The sequence below is a fragment of the Glutamicibacter sp. JC586 genome, from assembly GCF_009805585.1.
Classification (GTDB): Bacteria; Actinomycetota; Actinomycetes; order Actinomycetales; family Micrococcaceae; genus Glutamicibacter.
In genome coordinates this window covers 12,590-29,210 of the sequence record NZ_VHIN01000002.1, presented here as the reverse complement: position 1 = coordinate 29,210, position 16,621 = coordinate 12,590, and the positions used below count along the sequence as shown (strand labels likewise).

Annotated in this window: 16 protein-coding genes; all 16 read left to right on the top strand. The window is 58.7% G+C overall.

All coding sequences use genetic code 11. The features are described from left to right. The first annotated feature begins 29 nt into the window (after positions 1–29). Positions 30–1,445 carry an endolytic transglycosylase MltG gene (gene mltG, locus FJV47_RS00335; protein WP_159609160.1) on the top strand — a complete coding sequence of 472 codons (1,416 nt, stop codon included), beginning with the start codon at positions 30–32 and terminating at the stop codon, positions 1,443–1,445. Positions 1,446–1,475: 30 nt separating this feature from the next. After that, on the top strand, positions 1,476–2,315 hold the full coding sequence (locus tag FJV47_RS00330; protein ID WP_159609159.1) for a shikimate dehydrogenase: 840 nt from the start codon (positions 1,476–1,478) through the stop codon (positions 2,313–2,315). A 29-nt stretch (positions 2,316–2,344) separates the two neighbouring features. Next, positions 2,345–3,544, top strand: coding sequence for a chorismate synthase (gene aroC, locus FJV47_RS00325; protein WP_159609158.1), 1,200 nt, complete (start codon positions 2,345–2,347; stop codon positions 3,542–3,544). 13 nt (positions 3,545–3,557) lie between these two features. Then, entirely contained in the window at positions 3,558–4,046 is a 489-nt protein-coding gene (locus tag FJV47_RS00320; RefSeq protein ID WP_159609157.1) for a shikimate kinase, read from the top strand. A gap of 78 nt (positions 4,047–4,124) precedes the next feature. Then, positions 4,125–5,216, top strand: a complete 1,092-nt coding sequence (gene aroB / locus FJV47_RS00315) for a 3-dehydroquinate synthase (RefSeq protein ID WP_159609156.1) — start codon at positions 4,125–4,127, stop codon at positions 5,214–5,216. 2 nt (positions 5,217–5,218) lie between these two features. Further along, positions 5,219–5,749, top strand: a complete 531-nt coding sequence (locus FJV47_RS00310) for a tetratricopeptide repeat protein (protein ID WP_159609155.1) — start codon at positions 5,219–5,221, stop codon at positions 5,747–5,749. 117 nt (positions 5,750–5,866) lie between these two features. Next, on the top strand, positions 5,867–6,427 hold the full coding sequence (efp, locus tag FJV47_RS00305; protein WP_159609154.1) for an elongation factor P: 561 nt from the start codon (positions 5,867–5,869) through the stop codon (positions 6,425–6,427). After that, positions 6,427–6,837 carry a transcription antitermination factor NusB gene (gene nusB / locus FJV47_RS00300; RefSeq protein WP_159609153.1) on the top strand — a complete coding sequence of 137 codons (411 nt, stop codon included), beginning with the start codon at positions 6,427–6,429 and terminating at the stop codon, positions 6,835–6,837. The genes efp and nusB overlap by 1 nt, the downstream gene beginning before the upstream one ends. A 209-nt stretch (positions 6,838–7,046) precedes the next feature. Beyond that, positions 7,047–7,607, top strand: a complete 561-nt coding sequence (locus FJV47_RS00295) for a DUF664 domain-containing protein (RefSeq protein ID WP_159609152.1) — start codon at positions 7,047–7,049, stop codon at positions 7,605–7,607. A gap of 265 nt (positions 7,608–7,872) precedes the next feature. Beyond that, positions 7,873–8,442, top strand: a complete 570-nt coding sequence (gene pyrR, locus FJV47_RS00290; RefSeq protein ID WP_159609151.1) for a bifunctional pyr operon transcriptional regulator/uracil phosphoribosyltransferase PyrR — start codon at positions 7,873–7,875, stop codon at positions 8,440–8,442. Continuing rightward, the gene (locus FJV47_RS00285; protein WP_159609150.1) at positions 8,439–9,401 is read left to right on the top strand and encodes an aspartate carbamoyltransferase catalytic subunit; all 963 of its coding nucleotides are present in this window, start codon (positions 8,439–8,441) and stop codon (positions 9,399–9,401) included. Before pyrR ends, FJV47_RS00285 begins: the two co-directional genes overlap by 4 nt. 11 nt (positions 9,402–9,412) lie before the next feature. After that, positions 9,413–10,717: a dihydroorotase gene (locus tag FJV47_RS00280; RefSeq protein ID WP_159609149.1), complete on the top strand. Its 1,305-nt coding sequence runs from the start codon at positions 9,413–9,415 to the stop codon at positions 10,715–10,717. Beyond that, positions 10,710–11,216 carry a hypothetical protein gene (locus FJV47_RS00275; RefSeq protein ID WP_159609148.1) on the top strand — a complete coding sequence of 169 codons (507 nt, stop codon included), beginning with the start codon at positions 10,710–10,712 and terminating at the stop codon, positions 11,214–11,216. The genes FJV47_RS00280 and FJV47_RS00275 overlap by 8 nt, the downstream gene beginning before the upstream one ends. Then, positions 11,217–12,386, top strand: a complete 1,170-nt coding sequence (carA, locus tag FJV47_RS00270; RefSeq protein ID WP_159609147.1) for a glutamine-hydrolyzing carbamoyl-phosphate synthase small subunit — start codon at positions 11,217–11,219, stop codon at positions 12,384–12,386. Next, positions 12,386–15,664, top strand: coding sequence for a carbamoyl-phosphate synthase large subunit (gene carB, locus FJV47_RS00265; RefSeq protein WP_159609146.1), 3,279 nt, complete (start codon positions 12,386–12,388; stop codon positions 15,662–15,664). Before carA ends, carB begins: the two co-directional genes overlap by 1 nt. Next, positions 15,657–16,499: an orotidine-5'-phosphate decarboxylase gene (pyrF, locus tag FJV47_RS00260; RefSeq protein ID WP_159609145.1), complete on the top strand. Its 843-nt coding sequence runs from the start codon at positions 15,657–15,659 to the stop codon at positions 16,497–16,499. Before carB ends, pyrF begins: the two co-directional genes overlap by 8 nt. The last annotated feature ends 122 nt before the right edge of the window (positions 16,500–16,621 follow it).

The following is a 16,621-nucleotide window of genomic DNA, read 5'->3' as shown; positions in this document are numbered from 1 at the left end:
GTGCGATCTGCCCCGAGAAACGAGAATTCATGCGAGAAGAAGCCCGTCATGAGCGGCAACGCGACACACATCGCGCGCTATACGAAAGCTTCGCGGCAGGCCAAGGTCTGCCGATCGCAGAACCCTCGGATCCAGAGCTGACCGGCCTTGGGCACTACGCCACAACAGCCACTGAACCAACAGATCAACTCGAGCCGGACGATCAAGCATCGCCGGTCACAGAAGTGGCTGAGCAAAACGGCGGGGAGAATACCAACACCCGGTTCCTTCCCGCCGTGGCACCAATCGGCACCGAGCAAATCTCAAACTTTGCAGCAAACCAAGAGTTCACTGCCAGCGCACTGTCTGGTGCCACACGCTCTTCGGCCAAACGCGAGGACCGACAAAAGACCCGGCGCAAGCGTAATAGCATCATGGTTGCCACCATCGTCATTTTTGCGTTGATTCTGGCCGGCTCCATTTTTGTCGTTAAGGCCCTGTACAAGCAGTTCAACCCCGACGATTATCCAGGGCCAGGCACAGGTGCCGTGGAATTCACCGTCGAAGACGGCTGGGGCCTAAACCTCATCTCCAAGAAGCTGCAGGAGAAGGACGTCATCTCCAATGACAAGCTTTTCACTAAGGCAGTTGAAGACTCAGATGGGTCCAACAAGTACATCCACCCGGGCACCTATCTACTCAAATCGCAGATGTCAGCCGCGGACGCGGCAAAAGAGCTCGTTAATAACAAGCCGGGCAAGGTCTTCTACATCGGGCTCAAGGCCAATATGCGTCTGGGTGCGGCACTAGAAGAAATTGCGAAAAGTTCTGGTCTGAAAATCGCGGATCTAGAAAAACTGGCCAACCAACCGGAGAAATTTGGGCTACCTGCTTCGGTTAAAAACCTCGAAGGATGGCTGCATCCAGGGGAGTACCGCTTCGCTTTAGACTCCAGCGCCAAAGAAGTTCTTAGCAAACTGGTTAAAGACACCAAATCCACCTTAAAAGACGCTGGAATTACCGACCTCAACCAGGGTTACCGAACCCTGAAGGTCGCCTCGATCCTGCAAGCCGAATCGCGCGAGAAGGACTATGCCACCGTCGCCGGGGCGATCGAAAACCGCCTGAAGTCCTCCAACAAGGAAACCCACGGTCTGCTGCAGGTTGATTCAGCGGTGGTTTATGGCCTAGGGCGCTACAGCTTGCAGTTCAGCAAGGACGAGAAGCAGGATAAAGCCAACAAGTACAACACCTATGTTCATGCTGGCCTTCCGCCGACACCGATCGGCTCTCCTGCCACCGCAGCCATCAAGGCAGCGGCGCACCCAGAGGAGAATGGTTTCTACTACTGGGTGACGGTGAACATCAAGACCGGGGAAACTAAGTTCGCCTCCACCTACGCAGAACATCAGAAGAACCACGCACAATTCCGTCAGTGGTGCTCCGATAATCCCGGTTACTGCTAATTTTAGTCCCAGAAGAAAGCACAATAATTGATGAAGCAGGCTGCCGTTCTAGGCCACCCGGTGAGCCATTCGAAGTCGCCGCTGTTGCATCGCACCGCGTACCAATTGCTCGGCGCACGGATCAGCTACGATGCAATCGATCTTGAACCCTCGCACTGCGCCGAGCACGCACAGCGACTTCGTGCTGAGAAGTGGGCAGGGTGCTCGGTCACGATGCCACTGAAAGACACTTTTTTGCCTCTCATGGATCAGCTGTCCACCCGGGTGAAACAACTTGGCGCGCTGAACACCATTGTGGTGCGCGAGGACGGTTCGCTGTTCGGTGAGAATACCGACGTGGATGGACTAGTTCACGCGGTGCAAGACTTCTCACCCGGTGAGCTGAGGAAGGCCATGATTTTAGGTTCGGGCAATACTTCCTTGGCCGCACTTCAGGCCTGTGCCGAACTCGGGGTACAACATGTGACCCTGATCGTTCGTTCCGCTCACAGCGCCACGCGCGCAGTCGCCCTGGCCACAGAGCTGGGCCTGGATTCTGTCGTCCACGAAATTTCTTTCGTGGACAGCACCCTGGCCCAGGAACTTCGGGACACCCCATTGGTATTTAGCACCCTGCCACCTCGAGCCGCTGATACGTGGGTGCCAACTTTGGGCCCCGGAACCGGGATCCTGCTCGATGTGGCCTACGATCCGTGGCCTTCGCAGATCGCACAGCACTGGGGCGGACAGGTTATTTCCGGGTTGCATATGTTGGTGCATCAAGCGGTGGAACAGGTACGCCTTTTTGCCCCCGATCATTGGGACGAGCACCGTCGGCCGGACGTCACAAATGCGATGTTTGACTCTCTGGGGCTAACTCGACACCAGTAAATACGTCAGGACGTGGCAAAATAGAGGACATGTTGCGTTGGTTGACCGCGGGCGAATCGCATGGCCCTGCACTCGTTGGAATTCTTGAAGGACTACCTGCCGGAGTATCGGTAGACAGTGAAGTAGTACGCGAAGCGTTGGCGCGCCGCCGTTTAGGCTATGGCCGCGGTGCGCGCATGAAGTTTGAACAAGACCAGGTGACCTTCCTTGGCGGCGTCCGCCACGGTAAGAGCCAGGGTGGTCCGGTGGCCATTCAGATCGGCAACACCGAATGGCCTAAGTGGGAACGCGTCATGAACGCCGACCCGGTCGATCTTGACGAACTAGCCTCCATGGCACGTAACGCGCCGCTGACCCGTCCCCGTCCGGGCCACGCCGACTTCACCGGCATGCAGAAGTACGGCTTTGAAGACGCACGACCAATTCTTGAGCGCGCCAGCGCCCGCGAAACCGCTGCGCGTGTGGCACTGGGTGCCGTCGCCTCCCGTTTCCTGCAGGATCTGGGCATCGAGTTGGTTTCGCACACCACCGCCGTAGGCGCCGTGAGTGCACCGGCCGAGGCACCGCTTCCTACCGCCAGTGATGTTGCGGCCCTGGACGCCGATCCACTGCGTTGCTTCGATGAAGCTACCAGCAAGGCGATGGTCGCCGAGGTCGATGACGCACATAAAGCAGGGGAGACCCTGGGCGGCGTCGTAGAGGTTTTGGCGTACAACTTGCCTCCAGGCATCGGCTCCTACGTTCACTGGGATCGCCGTCTTGACTCCCGTTTAGCTGCAGCATTGATGGGTATTCAGGCCATCAAGGGTGTTGAAGTGGGCGACGGTTTTGCCACCGCCGCGCGACGCGGTAGCGCTGCACACGACGAAATTGTGTACGCCGAAGATGGAAGCATCAAGCGCAATTCCAACCGAGCAGGCGGCATTGAAGGCGGTATGAGCATCGGTGAAGTACTCCGTGTTCGCGCGGGTATGAAGCCGATCGCCACGGTGCCTCGAGCGCTGCGTACTATTGATACCGCAACCGGCGAAGAAACCACCGCGCACCACCAGCGCTCGGACGTCTGTGCGGTTCCAGCCGCCGGCGTAGTCGCTGAAGCGATGGTTGCACTGGTGCTGGCTCAGTCCCTTCTGGAGAAATTCGGTGGCGATTCAGTGGCTGAAACCAAGCGAAATATCGAATCCTACCTAGCTAACATCCCGGATAATCTGGGATCTACCGGCGTCTAGGAAGCGTTCGGTAATGATTTACCTCATTGGTCCGATGGCCAGTGGCAAGTCCACCGTGGGCAGGTCGCTGGCCACGGCCTTATCAACCAGTTTTGCCGATTCCGACGCTGCGGTCGTGGCTCATCATGGCACCATTCCGCAAATTTTTGCCGAACACGGCGAGGCACGCTTCCGCGACCTCGAAGTTGCAGCACTGGCCAGATTGCTCACCGGAGTGGTCGCTACCGGCGGCGGCGCGGTGCTTCGCGAAGAAAACCAGCAGCTACTCTCACGAGGCACCGTGGTGTATCTCGAGCTCGGGTTAGCGGCAGCAGCAGAACGCATTCGACAAGAGTCGAACCGACCGCTATTGGCAGGTGACGAAGCACTCACCGTGTGGGAGCAGGTCTACGAAAAGCGCCGTCCAATATACGAAATGCTAGCTGACGTGCATGTTGTGGTGGATGGCAAGTCTGTTCTACAAATTGTCGAAGAGATTCTGCCTCAACTTGACCAACTGTGATTAGGACCACGAGATGTCATATCTGCTCAATGGCACGCGTAGGCTAGAAAAATCATCACCATCAGGAGGAACAAACTGATGCCATTGGCACCGACCACTCTTAATGTCTCGGGAAACACTCCCGCCGAATCGTACCCGGTATTGATCGGCAACGGACTTTTGGGTCACCTTCCCGAACTACTCGGATCTTCGGTGAAGAAGGTTTTGGTTATCCACCCTCGGGCCCTGCGCACCACCGGAGACGTGGTCCGTGACGAATTGGCCAACGTCGGCCTCGAAGCACTGACCGCTGAAATCCCGGATGCCGAAGAAGGCAAGCACATCCAGGTGGCCTCCTTCTGTTGGGAAGTTCTGGGAAAGAATGACTTCACCCGCACCGATGCCGTGATCTCCGTGGGCGGCGGGGCCGTGACCGACCTTGCTGGCTTTGTGGCCGCCACGTGGCTACGTGGTGTCAAGGTTATTCACATCCCGACCTCTTTACTAGGGATGGTTGATGCTGCCGTAGGCGGCAAAACCGGAATCAACACCGCCGAAGGTAAAAACCTCGTTGGCGCTTTCCACCCTCCGGCAGCCGTATTGGCCGACCTTGACGCTTTGGCAACGCTGCCGAAGAACGAACTGGTCACCGGCATGGCAGAAATCGTTAAAACCGGTTTTATCGCCGACGAACGCATTCTTGAACTCATCGAAGAAGATCCGGCCGACGCCATCGAGCCGTCCAGCGCCCGGCTTCGTGAACTGATCGAACGCACGATCTCGGTCAAGGTCGACGTCGTATCGCGCGACCTGAAGGAATCGGGGGACCGCGAGTTCCTAAACTACGGCCACACCCTAGCCCACGCAATTGAGCTGGCCGAGCGCTACCAAATGCGCCACGGTGCGGCAGTATCCATTGGTCTGTGCTTCGCGGCGGAACTGGGTCGTTCGGTGGGTTACATCTCCGATGAAATCGCCGACCGCCACGTCAACATCCTTAAGTCCTTGGGGTTGCCAACTACCTACCGCAATGATCGTTGGGCTTCACTGCTGGATGGAATGAAGCGCGATAAGAAGGCTCGTGGAGACCAGCTACGCTTTGTGGTTCTCGAAGCCATCGGCAAGCCTCGGATCTACGAAGTACCGGATAACTCGCTGCTCTTCGCGGCATACCAAGAAATCGGGGAATGAAAATGGGTGACTACACCGCATACGCCATTGACGTCGCATCGGTAAACCGCCAAGGCGTGGGCACTTCGGTCGAAGGCGTCTTGATTGATCCTGAAACCCTCAAGCCTTATGTGGCCGACGAGCAGGCCGCCGAACGCCAGATGCAGGTTGGCTCACCCACCGATCAGGTCATGATCCTATTGGCTCGAGGCCATCTGGCCGAAGCCGGGGAACTGATTGCCGAATCCCGTTTGATCGATCCAACCAACGCACACCTGCGTGTCTTGGACACCGAGCTGACTCGAATGCAGGGCGACTTTGATCGTGCGATCAATCGCCTGCGCAAACTTGCCGAGGAATTCGCTGGCACCGATTATGAGCCACTGATGCATCACCACCTGGGGCTCTCCTTCTTTGCCAAGGGCGACTACAAGGCTGCAGCCACCCGCTTCCGCAAGGCGATGGATCTTCGCTTGGCGCTGGACGATGACACCTACCTGGTTAACGCATCGAGCATCTGCTTAAACATTGCCGAACAACGCGCGGGGCAGTAGGCAGTAACGAGCGCCACCGCGCCACGCCCTAACGTTTCGAGTGTCGGTAGGGTAAAGTTGTAGATGGTTTTTTGATAATGCCAGTGCATGCTGGTGTAAATAGAGGATTGAGGAAACGTGGCGGATACAACTGACATCAAAAATGGTGTGGTGCTGAAGATTGAGGGTCAGCTCTGGACCATCATCGACTTCCAGCACGTCAAGCCAGGTAAGGGTGGCGCTTTCGTCCGCACCAAGATGCGTAACGTGATGACCGGCAAGGTAGTGGACAAGACCTACAACGCTGGCACCAAGATCGAAACCGCAACTGTTGACCGCCGCGATTACCAGTACCTCTACCAGGATGGTGAAGACTACGTCTTCATGAACCTTGAAGATTACGACCAGATCACCGTAACAGGTGAGACCGTCGGCGAGGCCGCTGGTTTCATGCTCGAAAACCAGGAACTGACCATCGCAATGCATGATGGCAGCCCACTGTACCTCGAATTGCCAGCCTCGGTAGTTCTGGAAATCACCTACACCGAGCCAGGCCTGCAAGGTGACCGCTCCTCGGCCGGCACCAAGCCAGCTACCTTGGAAACCGGTAAGGAAATTCAGGTTCCACTGTTCGTAGAGCAGAACACCAAGGTTAAGGTTGACACCCGCACCGGCGACTACCTGGGTCGTGTCAACTAGTGAGAGCCCGCGCCAAAGCCCGTCGCCGAGCCCTAGAGTTCCTGTTTGAAGCCGAAGCCCGTGACGTTGATCCGTTGGGTGTGGCTATCTCACGCCGGGAAAACTCGGACATCGTACTCAATGAGTACTCGCTGACGATCCTCGAAGGCGTCATGGCCCATCTGGACCGCATTGATGAAGTTCTCGAGAGCTACGTCAAGGACTGGACCATTGAGCGCATGCCCGCCGTTGACCGAAGCGCGCTGCGCATCGGGGTGTGGGAGCTGCTCTATAACGATGATGTGCCCGACGCTGTAGCCGTGGCCGAGGCCGTGGTCAACGTTCGAGAACTCTCTACCGACGAATCACCTGAATTCGTCAACGGCGTTTTGGGCCGCATCCAAAGCGTCAAGGACACCTTGGTCGACTAATCCCTCGGGATAGTCACCGTGTTACTCAGTCATGAAGCCTGGGTCGAATTACCAGTAATGGAGATTCGACCCAGGCTTTTTTGCGCCTTCCGATAAGTAGCGCGCAAAGCGCCAGTCAGTGTGCGCTTTGCTTATGTTGGTACACAGGAGGCCCCTGCCAAAATAAGTCAAGCCTTGTACTGCAGGTACGGCACAGCAAGAATGGGTGGATGAACGAGCTACCTGAACGTTGGACCAAATCAGTGCAGCTTCCGGATATGTGGCTGGATCCGGGTGAGGACCCAAGGGATACCGATGAGCCCGATCCCGTGGGGGAGCAGGCGACCTACGCTAGATATCTGCGTGATTACCGATGGACACTGGAGCTGAAATGTCAGGGTCTGAACGCCAACCAGCTTGCTTTACGCTCGGTGCCACCTTCGACGATGTCCTTACTGGGACTGCTTCGCCATCTGGGTGAAGTAGAACGCGACTGGCGCAATTGGATTACCGTGAGTCAGCCGGCCGAACGAATCTACGGGCCATCCGGGACAGATTTTGATCTTGTAGCGCCGAACCCTGATGAGGTAGTCCGCGCCTTGCAGGTTCTGCATGACGAACAACAAGCTACGGACTTAGCGCTTGAGCAGTACGACGATCTGGGACTAGCTATTGGCCGCGAGCACGTGGTCATCCGTGAACTGCAGGTGCATCGCATTGAGGAATATGCACGGCATTGTGGCCATGCGGACCTGTTGCGCGAAAGAATCGACGGGCGCGTGGGTCAATAACCCACCAAAAGCACGAAGTAGACACGAATAATTTGGTGTGCCGAAGCCAACAAACCTAACCGATGCACCGCGCCGAGGCTAGCGATCTGCACCATTGCGCCGGTGTGCCGATGCGAGCTAGCGCTTATGGTGATCGATTTCACGCCTCATTCAGTGTCATGCATAGCTTTCCGCTAGGGAATCACTGCCGGCTCGTGATAATTTGAAATAGCAATATTCCTTTAAATGCCGTCCTGTGAGGCGGGGAAGGGAGAAGGTGCACAGCATGAATGAAAGTTCAGTGCCAGATGTGTCGCGCACGGTTCTCACCGGCGACGATATTGATCGTGTACTCACTCGTGTGGCTTTCGAGATTATCGAAGCCAACAAGGGCACAAATGACCTTGTGCTCCTGGGCATTCCCAGCCGTGGTTTTCCATTGGCGCAACGCTTGGCGCAGCGTATTGCAGCTTCAGCACCCGGGGATGTGGACCCAGCAACTCTAATAGGTCAGCTCGACATCACTATGTACCGTGATGATCTGCGCCACTCCACCACTCGCACTCCTTCGCCCACGCGTCTGCCCGCTGGCGGCATCGATGGCAAGGTCGTAGTTTTAGTCGACGACGTGCTCTATTCAGGCCGCACCATCCGTGCCGCGCTGGACGCCTTGGCCGACTGGGGACGCCCGCGTATCGTGCGCCTGGCCGTGTTGGTCGATCGTGGCCACCGCGAACTACCCATCCGCGCTGACCATGTAGGAAAAAACCTGCCCACCGCCAAGAGCGAAAAGGTGCGCGTGCACCTTGAAGAACTTGATGGCAAGAACGAAGTGATTATCGAGGGCGCAGCATGAAGCACCTGCTATCCACCGCGGATTTGACCCGCGAAGAAGCCATCGCCATCTTGGATATCGCCGAAGAAATGCGCGAATCCGGAACTCGTGCCATCAAAAAGCTTCCAGCCTTGCGCGGACGCACCGTGGTAAACCTCTTCTTCGAAGACTCCACCCGAACCCGTATCTCCTTTGAAGCGGCGGCCAAGCGACTGAGCGCTGACGTCATCAACTTCTCCGCCAAGGGTTCGAGCGTCTCCAAGGGCGAATCGCTAAAAGACACTGCTCAAACCCTGCTGGCCATCGGTGCCGACGCAGTAGTTATCCGCCACCCAGACTCGGGTGCACCGGCCAGACTTGCTGCCACCGATTGGATCGGCCTGCCGATCGTCAATGCCGGCGATGGCACCCACGAACACCCCACCCAGGCGCTGCTGGACGCATTCACCCTGCGCCGCCAGGTGGCTTTGCGCAACGGCACCAACCCACTGGGTCAGGGCCTTGATGGACTGAAGGTCGCGATCGTCGGGGACATTTTGCATTCCCGCGTGGCCCGCTCCAACCTCTGGCTGCTCAAAACCCTCGGCGCCGAAGTCACCATGGTGGCCCCACCCACCCTGCTTCCGGTCGGCGCACATTCCTGGCCATGCACCATCAGCTACGATCTCGACGCAGTCATCGCGTCCGGGATCGATGCACTGATGATGCTACGAGTGCAGGGGGAGCGGATGAACGCCGCCTACTTCCCGAACCCGCGCGAATATTCCCGCTATTGGGGCCTGGACGATGCGCGCTTGGCTACCCTCGACGCCTCGGGCGCACAAACCTTGATCATGCACCCAGGCCCGATGAACCGTGGCCTGGAAATTTCCTCGGCGGCCGCCGATTCGCCACGCTCCACGGTGCTCGACCAAGTCACCAACGGTGTGGCCGTACGCATGGCTAGCCTCTACATGCTCCTCTCCGGCGACCTGATCTGAAAGAAGACCCTATGAATTACTTGATCCAACAGGCCGCGATCCTCGGCGATGAGGTCCAGGACGTACTCATCGTCGACGGCAAGATCGCTCAGATCGGCACCATTGAGGCCACCGACGACGTGCAGGTCATCGACGCGAAAAATCTTGTGCTGCTGCCAGGCTTGGTCGACACCCACACCCACCTGCGTGAACCTGGCCGCGAAGATGCGGAAACCGTGGAAACCGGTTCCCAAGCAGCAGCTTTGGGTGGTTACACTGCCGTTCATGCGATGGCTAACTCCACCCCGGTGGCCGACACCGCCGGCGTGGTTGAGCAGGTGTACGAGCTGGGCCGTCAAGCTGGCTGGGTAGATGTTCGCCCGGTGGGCGCGGTGACCGTAGGTCTGGCCGGCAAGCAGCTAAGCGAAATCGGCGCCATGGCCGACTCCCGCGCCGCGGTAAAGATGTTCTCCGATGACGGCATCTGCGTCTGGGATCCGCTGCTGATGCGTCGTGCCTTGGAATACGTCAAAGCGTTCGACGGGGTCATCGCCCAGCACGCTCAGGAGCCACGACTGACCGAGGGCGCACAGATGAACGAGGGCGAAGTTTCCTCGATCCTGGGCATGCCGGGATGGCCAGCGGTGGCCGAAGAATCGATCATCGCCCGCGACGTGCTGTTGGCCGAACATGTGGGCGCCCGCCTGCACGTCTGCCACGTCTCCACGTCAGGCTCGGTCGAAATCATCCGCTGGGCCAAGGCGCGTGGAATCAACGTCACCGCCGAGGTCACCCCGCATCACCTGCTGCTCACCGATGAACTGGTGCGCACCTATGATCCGGTGTACAAGGTCAACCCGCCATTGCGCCGCGAAGCCGATGTGCAGGCCCTGCGTGCTGGCGTAGCCGATGGCACCATCGACGTGATCGGCACCGACCATGCTCCGCACCCTTCGGAGTCCAAGGACTGCGAGTGGGGAGCGGCGGCCATGGGCATGACTGGTCTGGAGACCGCGCTGTCCATCGTCCAGCACACCCTGGTTGAAACCGGGCTGCTGTCTTGGGCCGACGTTGCCCGGATTACCTCCACGGTGCCCGCACAAATTGGTCGCGTTGCCGATCAGGGCCGTGAGATCGCCGTGGGCCAGCCCGCCAACCTCACCCTAGTTGACCCCGCCGCGCGGTGGAAAGTTGATCCATCCGCCATGGCCACCAAGGGACGGAATTCACCGTTCGCCGGCATGGAACTGCCCGGTCAAGTGCGCGCCACCTTCTTCCACGGTCACCCCACCGTGCTCGAGGGCAAGCTCGCCACCCCAAGGTCGGCCAATGCCTGAGGGAGCGCTAGGCCCGATCGTCATCACGGCGCTGATCATCATCGCCGCTATCACGATGATTCTTTTCGGCTGGCGAAACCTCAAGGCCCGCCAGTCTCAGATCCCGGAACCCTTTGCGGAATTTGATGACTCGATCGAACACAGCTTTGCCGGAATGTACGTGGCCACCACCAAATTTGATGACTGGCTAGACCGTATTGCAGTGCACGATCTGGGCGTACGAACCAACGCCACCTTGGAACTGGGCACCGACGGGATCCACCTGATCCGTTCGGGCAGCACAGATGTGCACATTCCCTGGGAGCACTACGAGCAGGTGAAGCGTTCCAACGGGATGATCGGCAAATTTGTCGAGAAGAACGGGCTGATCGTGATCACCTGGAATCGCGAAGGGTTCACCTTCGACACCGGATTCCGCCCTCGCTACTCCGAAGACACCCCAAAGATTTATCAGTTGCTGGCGTCGCACACCGACGTAAGCCGAGCAGGAGACAAATAAGTGAATTCTCTGAGCAACCTACCCGCCGTGTTGGTACTCGAAGATGGCCGCATCTTCCGCGGACGCAGCTATGGCGCCGTAGGCACCACCCTGGGTGAAGCAGTATTCACCACCGGTATGACCGGCTACCAGGAAACGCTGACTGACCCGTCCTACGCACACCAAATCATCGTGCAGACCTTCCCGCACGTAGGTAACACCGGTGTGAACTCACAGGATCCAGAATCCACCCGCATGTGGGCTGCCGGTTATGTAGTGCGCGACGCCGCCCGCCGACCAAGCAACTGGCGTAGCGAACGCACCTTGGACGATGACCTGAAGGAATACGGCATCGTAGGCATCCGCGGGGTTGATACCCGTGCGCTGACCCGACACCTGCGCGAAGTAGGTGCGCTGAAGTCTGGTGTCTTCTCGGGCGATGACGCTGCCAAGTCCGATGCGCAACTGGTTGAGATCGTCAAGGCGCAGCCTTCGATGGCAGGCCGGAACATCTCCGCCGAGGTATCGGTGGATGAAGCTTACATTGTTGAGCCGGCCGATCACGGCTACACCGGCGCCATCAAGCACACTGTGGCCGCGATCGACCTGGGCATGAAGTCGATGACCCCGCACCGTTTGGCCGAACGTGGACTTCGTGTACACGTTTTGCCACACGACGCCACCTTGGAGGACATCTTGGCCACCGGCGCCAACGGTGTGTTCTTCTCCAACGGTCCCGGTGACCCGGCCACCGCTACCAAGCAGGTGGAACTGGTCCGCTCGGTACTTGATGAAGGCCTTCCATACTTCGGAATTTGCTTCGGCAACCAGATGCTCGGTCGCGCACTAGGCTTCGACACCTACAAGCTGCGCTTCGGCCACCGCGGTATCAACCAGCCGGTAATGGATAAGGCCACCGGCCGGGTTGAAATCACCAGCCAGAACCACGGCTTTGCTGTTCAGGCCCCCATCGAAGGATCCGTTCAGGCCCCAGTAGAGCGCTTCGGCAAGGTTGAAGTTTCGCACTACTCGCTCAACGATCAAGTGGTTGAAGGCCTGAACTGCCTGGACATTCCAGCCTTCTCCGTGCAGTACCACCCAGAAGCCGCATCGGGCCCCCACGATGCCGCCTACCTCTTTGACCGCTTCATCACCGCGTTGGATTCCGCCGCAGAAAAGGACAGCAAGTAATGCCTAAGCGCACCGATTTGAAATCAGTACTCGTCATCGGTTCGGGTCCGATCGTTATCGGACAGGCCGCTGAATTTGACTATTCAGGCACCCAGGCACTGCGTGTGCTCAAGGAAGAGGGCCTGCGCGTGGTCCTAGTGAACTCCAACCCGGCCACCATCATGACCGACCCGGAATTCGCCGACGCTACCTACGTTGAGCCAATCACCCCAGAGGTGGTTGAGAAGATCATCGCTAAGGAACGCCCGGACGCCATCCTGCCTACCCTTGGTGGTCAGACCGCGCTGAACACCGCCATTGCCCTGGATAAGTCCGGCGCGTTGGATAAGTACAACGTGGAGCTGATCGGCGCGAACATCGAAGCCATCGAGCTGGGCGAGGACCGCGAGAAGTTCAAGGGCGTGGTGGAGCGTTGTGGCGCCGAGTCGGCTAAGTCCGTCATCGTGCACACCTTAGATGAGGCCTTCGCCGCGGTAGAAGACCTGAACTACCCAGTCGTGGTTCGCCCATCGTTCACCATGGGTGGTCTGGGCTCGGGCATGGCCTACAACGCCGAGGACCTGACCCGCATCTGTGGCGCCGGCCTGCAGTACTCACCAACCACCGAGGTGCTCCTAGAGGAGTCCATCTTAGGTTGGAAGGAGTACGAGTTGGAGATGATGCGCGATAAGAACGACAACGTTGTGGTCGTGTGCTCCATCGAAAACTTCGATCCGGTAGGCGTGCACACCGGTGACTCGATCACCGTGGCCCCAGCCATGACCCTGACCGACCGCGAATACCAGAAGCTGCGCGACATTTCGATCGCCGTCATCCGCGAAGTCGGCGTGGACACCGGTGGCTGCAACATCCAGTTCGCCATCGAGCCTGACACCGGGCGCGTAGTCGTGATTGAGATGAACCCACGTGTTTCGCGTTCCTCGGCGCTGGCTTCTAAGGCCACCGGCTTCGCGATCGCGAAGATCGCCACCAAGCTGGCTGTTGGCTACACCCTGGATGAGATCCCGAACGACATCACCCAGAAGACCCCGGCCTCCTTCGAGCCGGCCCTGGACTACGTCGTAGTGAAGGTTCCACGCTTCGCTTTTGAGAAGTTCCCGGCAGCGGATAAGACCCTGACCACCACCATGAAGTCGGTCGGAGAAGCGATGGCATTGGGCCGTAACTTCACCGAGGCCCTGCAAAAGGCCCTGCGCTCGCTAGAGCAGAAGGGCTCGGAGCTGTCCTTTGAGCCGATCCCGGCCGAGCAACACGAAGAGGTTTTGGCCTCCATCGTCAAGGGCTCCACCGAGCGCCTGTCGCTGGTTCAGCGCCTGCTCTTCTCCGGTGTGAGCATCGAGCGGCTCTACGAAGTGACCGCCATCGATCCTTGGTACCTGGATCAGCTGGCCCTGATCAATGAGACCGCACAGCTAGTGGCAGCCAATAAGGATCTGCCAGAAGAGGTGCTGCGCGAAGCCAAGCGTCACGGATTCTCCGACGCACAGCTGGCGCAGCTGACCGGCAAGTCCGAGGCAGTGATTCGCGGAATTCGCCACGCCTTGGGTGTGCGCCCGGTATACAAGACCGTTGATACCTGCGCAGCCGAATTTGAGGCCTTCACCCCGTACATGTACTCCTCCTACGATGAGGAGACCGAAGTTGTCGCGCACGAGAAGAAGTCGGTCATCATCCTCGGGTCCGGTCCAAACCGTATCGGGCAGGGCATCGAGTTTGATTACTCCTGTGTGCACGCAGTGATGGCACTGCGTGCCGAGGGCTACGAGACCGTCATGGTCAACTGCAACCCGGAAACCGTGTCCACCGACTACGACATTTCCGATCGCCTCTACTTCGAGCCACTGACCCTTGAAGACGTGCTGGAAGTTATCCACGCGGAGGAGCAGACCGGGGGCGTACTGGGTGTGTTCGTTCAGCTTGGCGGCCAGACCCCGCTGAAGCTTGCCGCCGAACTAAAGGCTGCCGGGGTGCCGATCCTTGGCACCTCACCAGAAGCCATCGACTTGGCCGAACACCGTGGCGCCTTCCAGCGCGTGCTGGATAACGCCGGGCTGATCGCACCAAAGAACGGCACCGCCGTGTCCTTCGCTGATGCAAAGGTCATCGCCGACTCCATCGGCTACCCGGTGTTGGTTCGACCTTCCTACGTCCTTGGCGGGCGTGGCATGGAGATCGTCTACGACGAGGCTAACCTCGAGCGCTACATCACCAACGCCACCGAAATCACCGTGGACCACCCGGTCCTGGTCGACCGCTTCCTCGAAGATGCCATCGAGATCGACGTCGATGCTTTGTTCGACGGCACCGACCTGTACGTCGGCGGCATCATGGAGCACATTGAAGAAGCCGGCATTCACTCCGGTGACTCGGCCTGCACCCTGCCTCCGATCACCCTGGGCCCAGATGTGCGCGATCGGGTCAAGGCCGCTACCTTGGCCATCGCCGAAGGTGTTGGTGTGCGCGGTCTGATCAACATCCAGTTTGCCTTGGCATCGGACATTCTCTACGTGATTGAAGCTAACCCACGTGCCTCACGCACGGTACCGTTCACCTCGAAGGCGACCGGCGTGCAGCTGTCCAAGATCGCTGCGTTGATCGGCGTGGGCAAAACCCTGGCTGAACTGCGTGGCACCTACCTGCCAGCGGTAGGCGACGGTGCGCACCTACCTGACTCGGCGCCGATCGCAGTCAAGGAAGCGGTCATGCCTTTCGCGCGATTCCGCACCCCAGAGGGCAAGGTTGTCGACTCGCTACTCGGCCCAGAAATGCGCTCCACCGGCGAAGTTATGGGCATCGACAAGTACTTCGACACCGCCTTTGCCAAGTCGCAGGCTGCTGCGAATAACCCGCTACCAACCTCCGGCAAGGTCTTTGTTTCGGTTACCAACCGCGACAAGCGCTCGATCGTACTTCCGGTCAAGCACCTTTCGGATAACGGGTTCGAGATCATCTCCACCGGTGGTACCGCCGAGGTGCTGCGTCGCAACGGCATCCCGACCAAGGTGGTAGGCAAACTGCACGAAGGTGGGGACTCGATCGTTGAGGCGATCAACGCTGGCGAAATCGGCCTGATCCTCAACACCCCTTCGGGTTCGGATGCTCGTGGCGATGGCTACGAGATCCGTGCGGCAGCTACCTCGGTGGGCACTCCAGTGATCACCACCGTTGCCGAATTTGGCGCTTCGGTCCAGGCCATCGACGCCCTGCGCGAATACGCATGGGACGTCACCAGCCTGCAGGAGCATGAGGCTCGCCTGAAGGCAGCGCGCAATGCCTAGCCCAATCCCATTTGGGCAGCGTCTGCGCACTGCCATGAATGCCGCTGGCCCGCTGTGTGTGGGCATTGACCCACACCCAGCGTTACTGGAGGCCTGGGGCTTGTCTGACACGGCCGAGAGTGTGCGATCTTTCTCACTCACCGTCGTTGAGGCCATGGTCGGTGCAGCCGCCATTCTTAAACCTCAGGTTGCCCTGTATGAGCGTTTTGGTTCAGCCGGATTTGCGGTGCTGGAGGAGACTTTGGCGGCTGCCAAATCTGCCGGGCTGCTGACTTTGGCTGACGCTAAGCGTGGAGACATCGGTTCAACCATGGCCGCCTACGCGACCGCGTGGCTTGATGATGCATCGCCACTGGCCGCCGACGCGGTGACCCTGAGCCCTTACTTGGGCTATGAGTCACTACGTCCGGCGCTCGATCTGGCTGCCGCTACCGGTCGGGGAGTGTTCGTCCTGGGGCTGACCTCCAATCCTGAGGGCCCTTCGGTTCAGCACGTGGGTGGTGAAAACTCGGTTGCTAAATCAATTATCGACCAAGTCACCGCGGAAAATGCTGCTGCAGTAGATTTAGGTCACGTTGGTTTGGTCGTTGGGGCGACCATTGGTAACGCGCCTGAAAAACTGGGAATCGACCTTACTGCAAGCAAGGCACCGCTACTAACTCCCGGGCTCGGAGCTCAGGGCGCAACGGCCCAAGATATCGCTAAGTCGTTCGCCTCGAGCTATTCACAGGTATTGGGGACCAGCAGCCGCGATGTGCTCAAGGCCGGCCCGAGTGTAGGCGCGCTGCGTAAGAAAGCGCTGAGCGTACGCGATGAATTACTGGCCGCAGGCTAGCCAAAATTCAGGTTCGTGACATTAACGCGTCGTGGCTATTAGAGTTTCTAGTAGCCACGACGCGTTTAGTCTTGCAAAAGCAGCGCTAGAAAGCTATGTTTCTCAACATAGCCTTAGTCAAC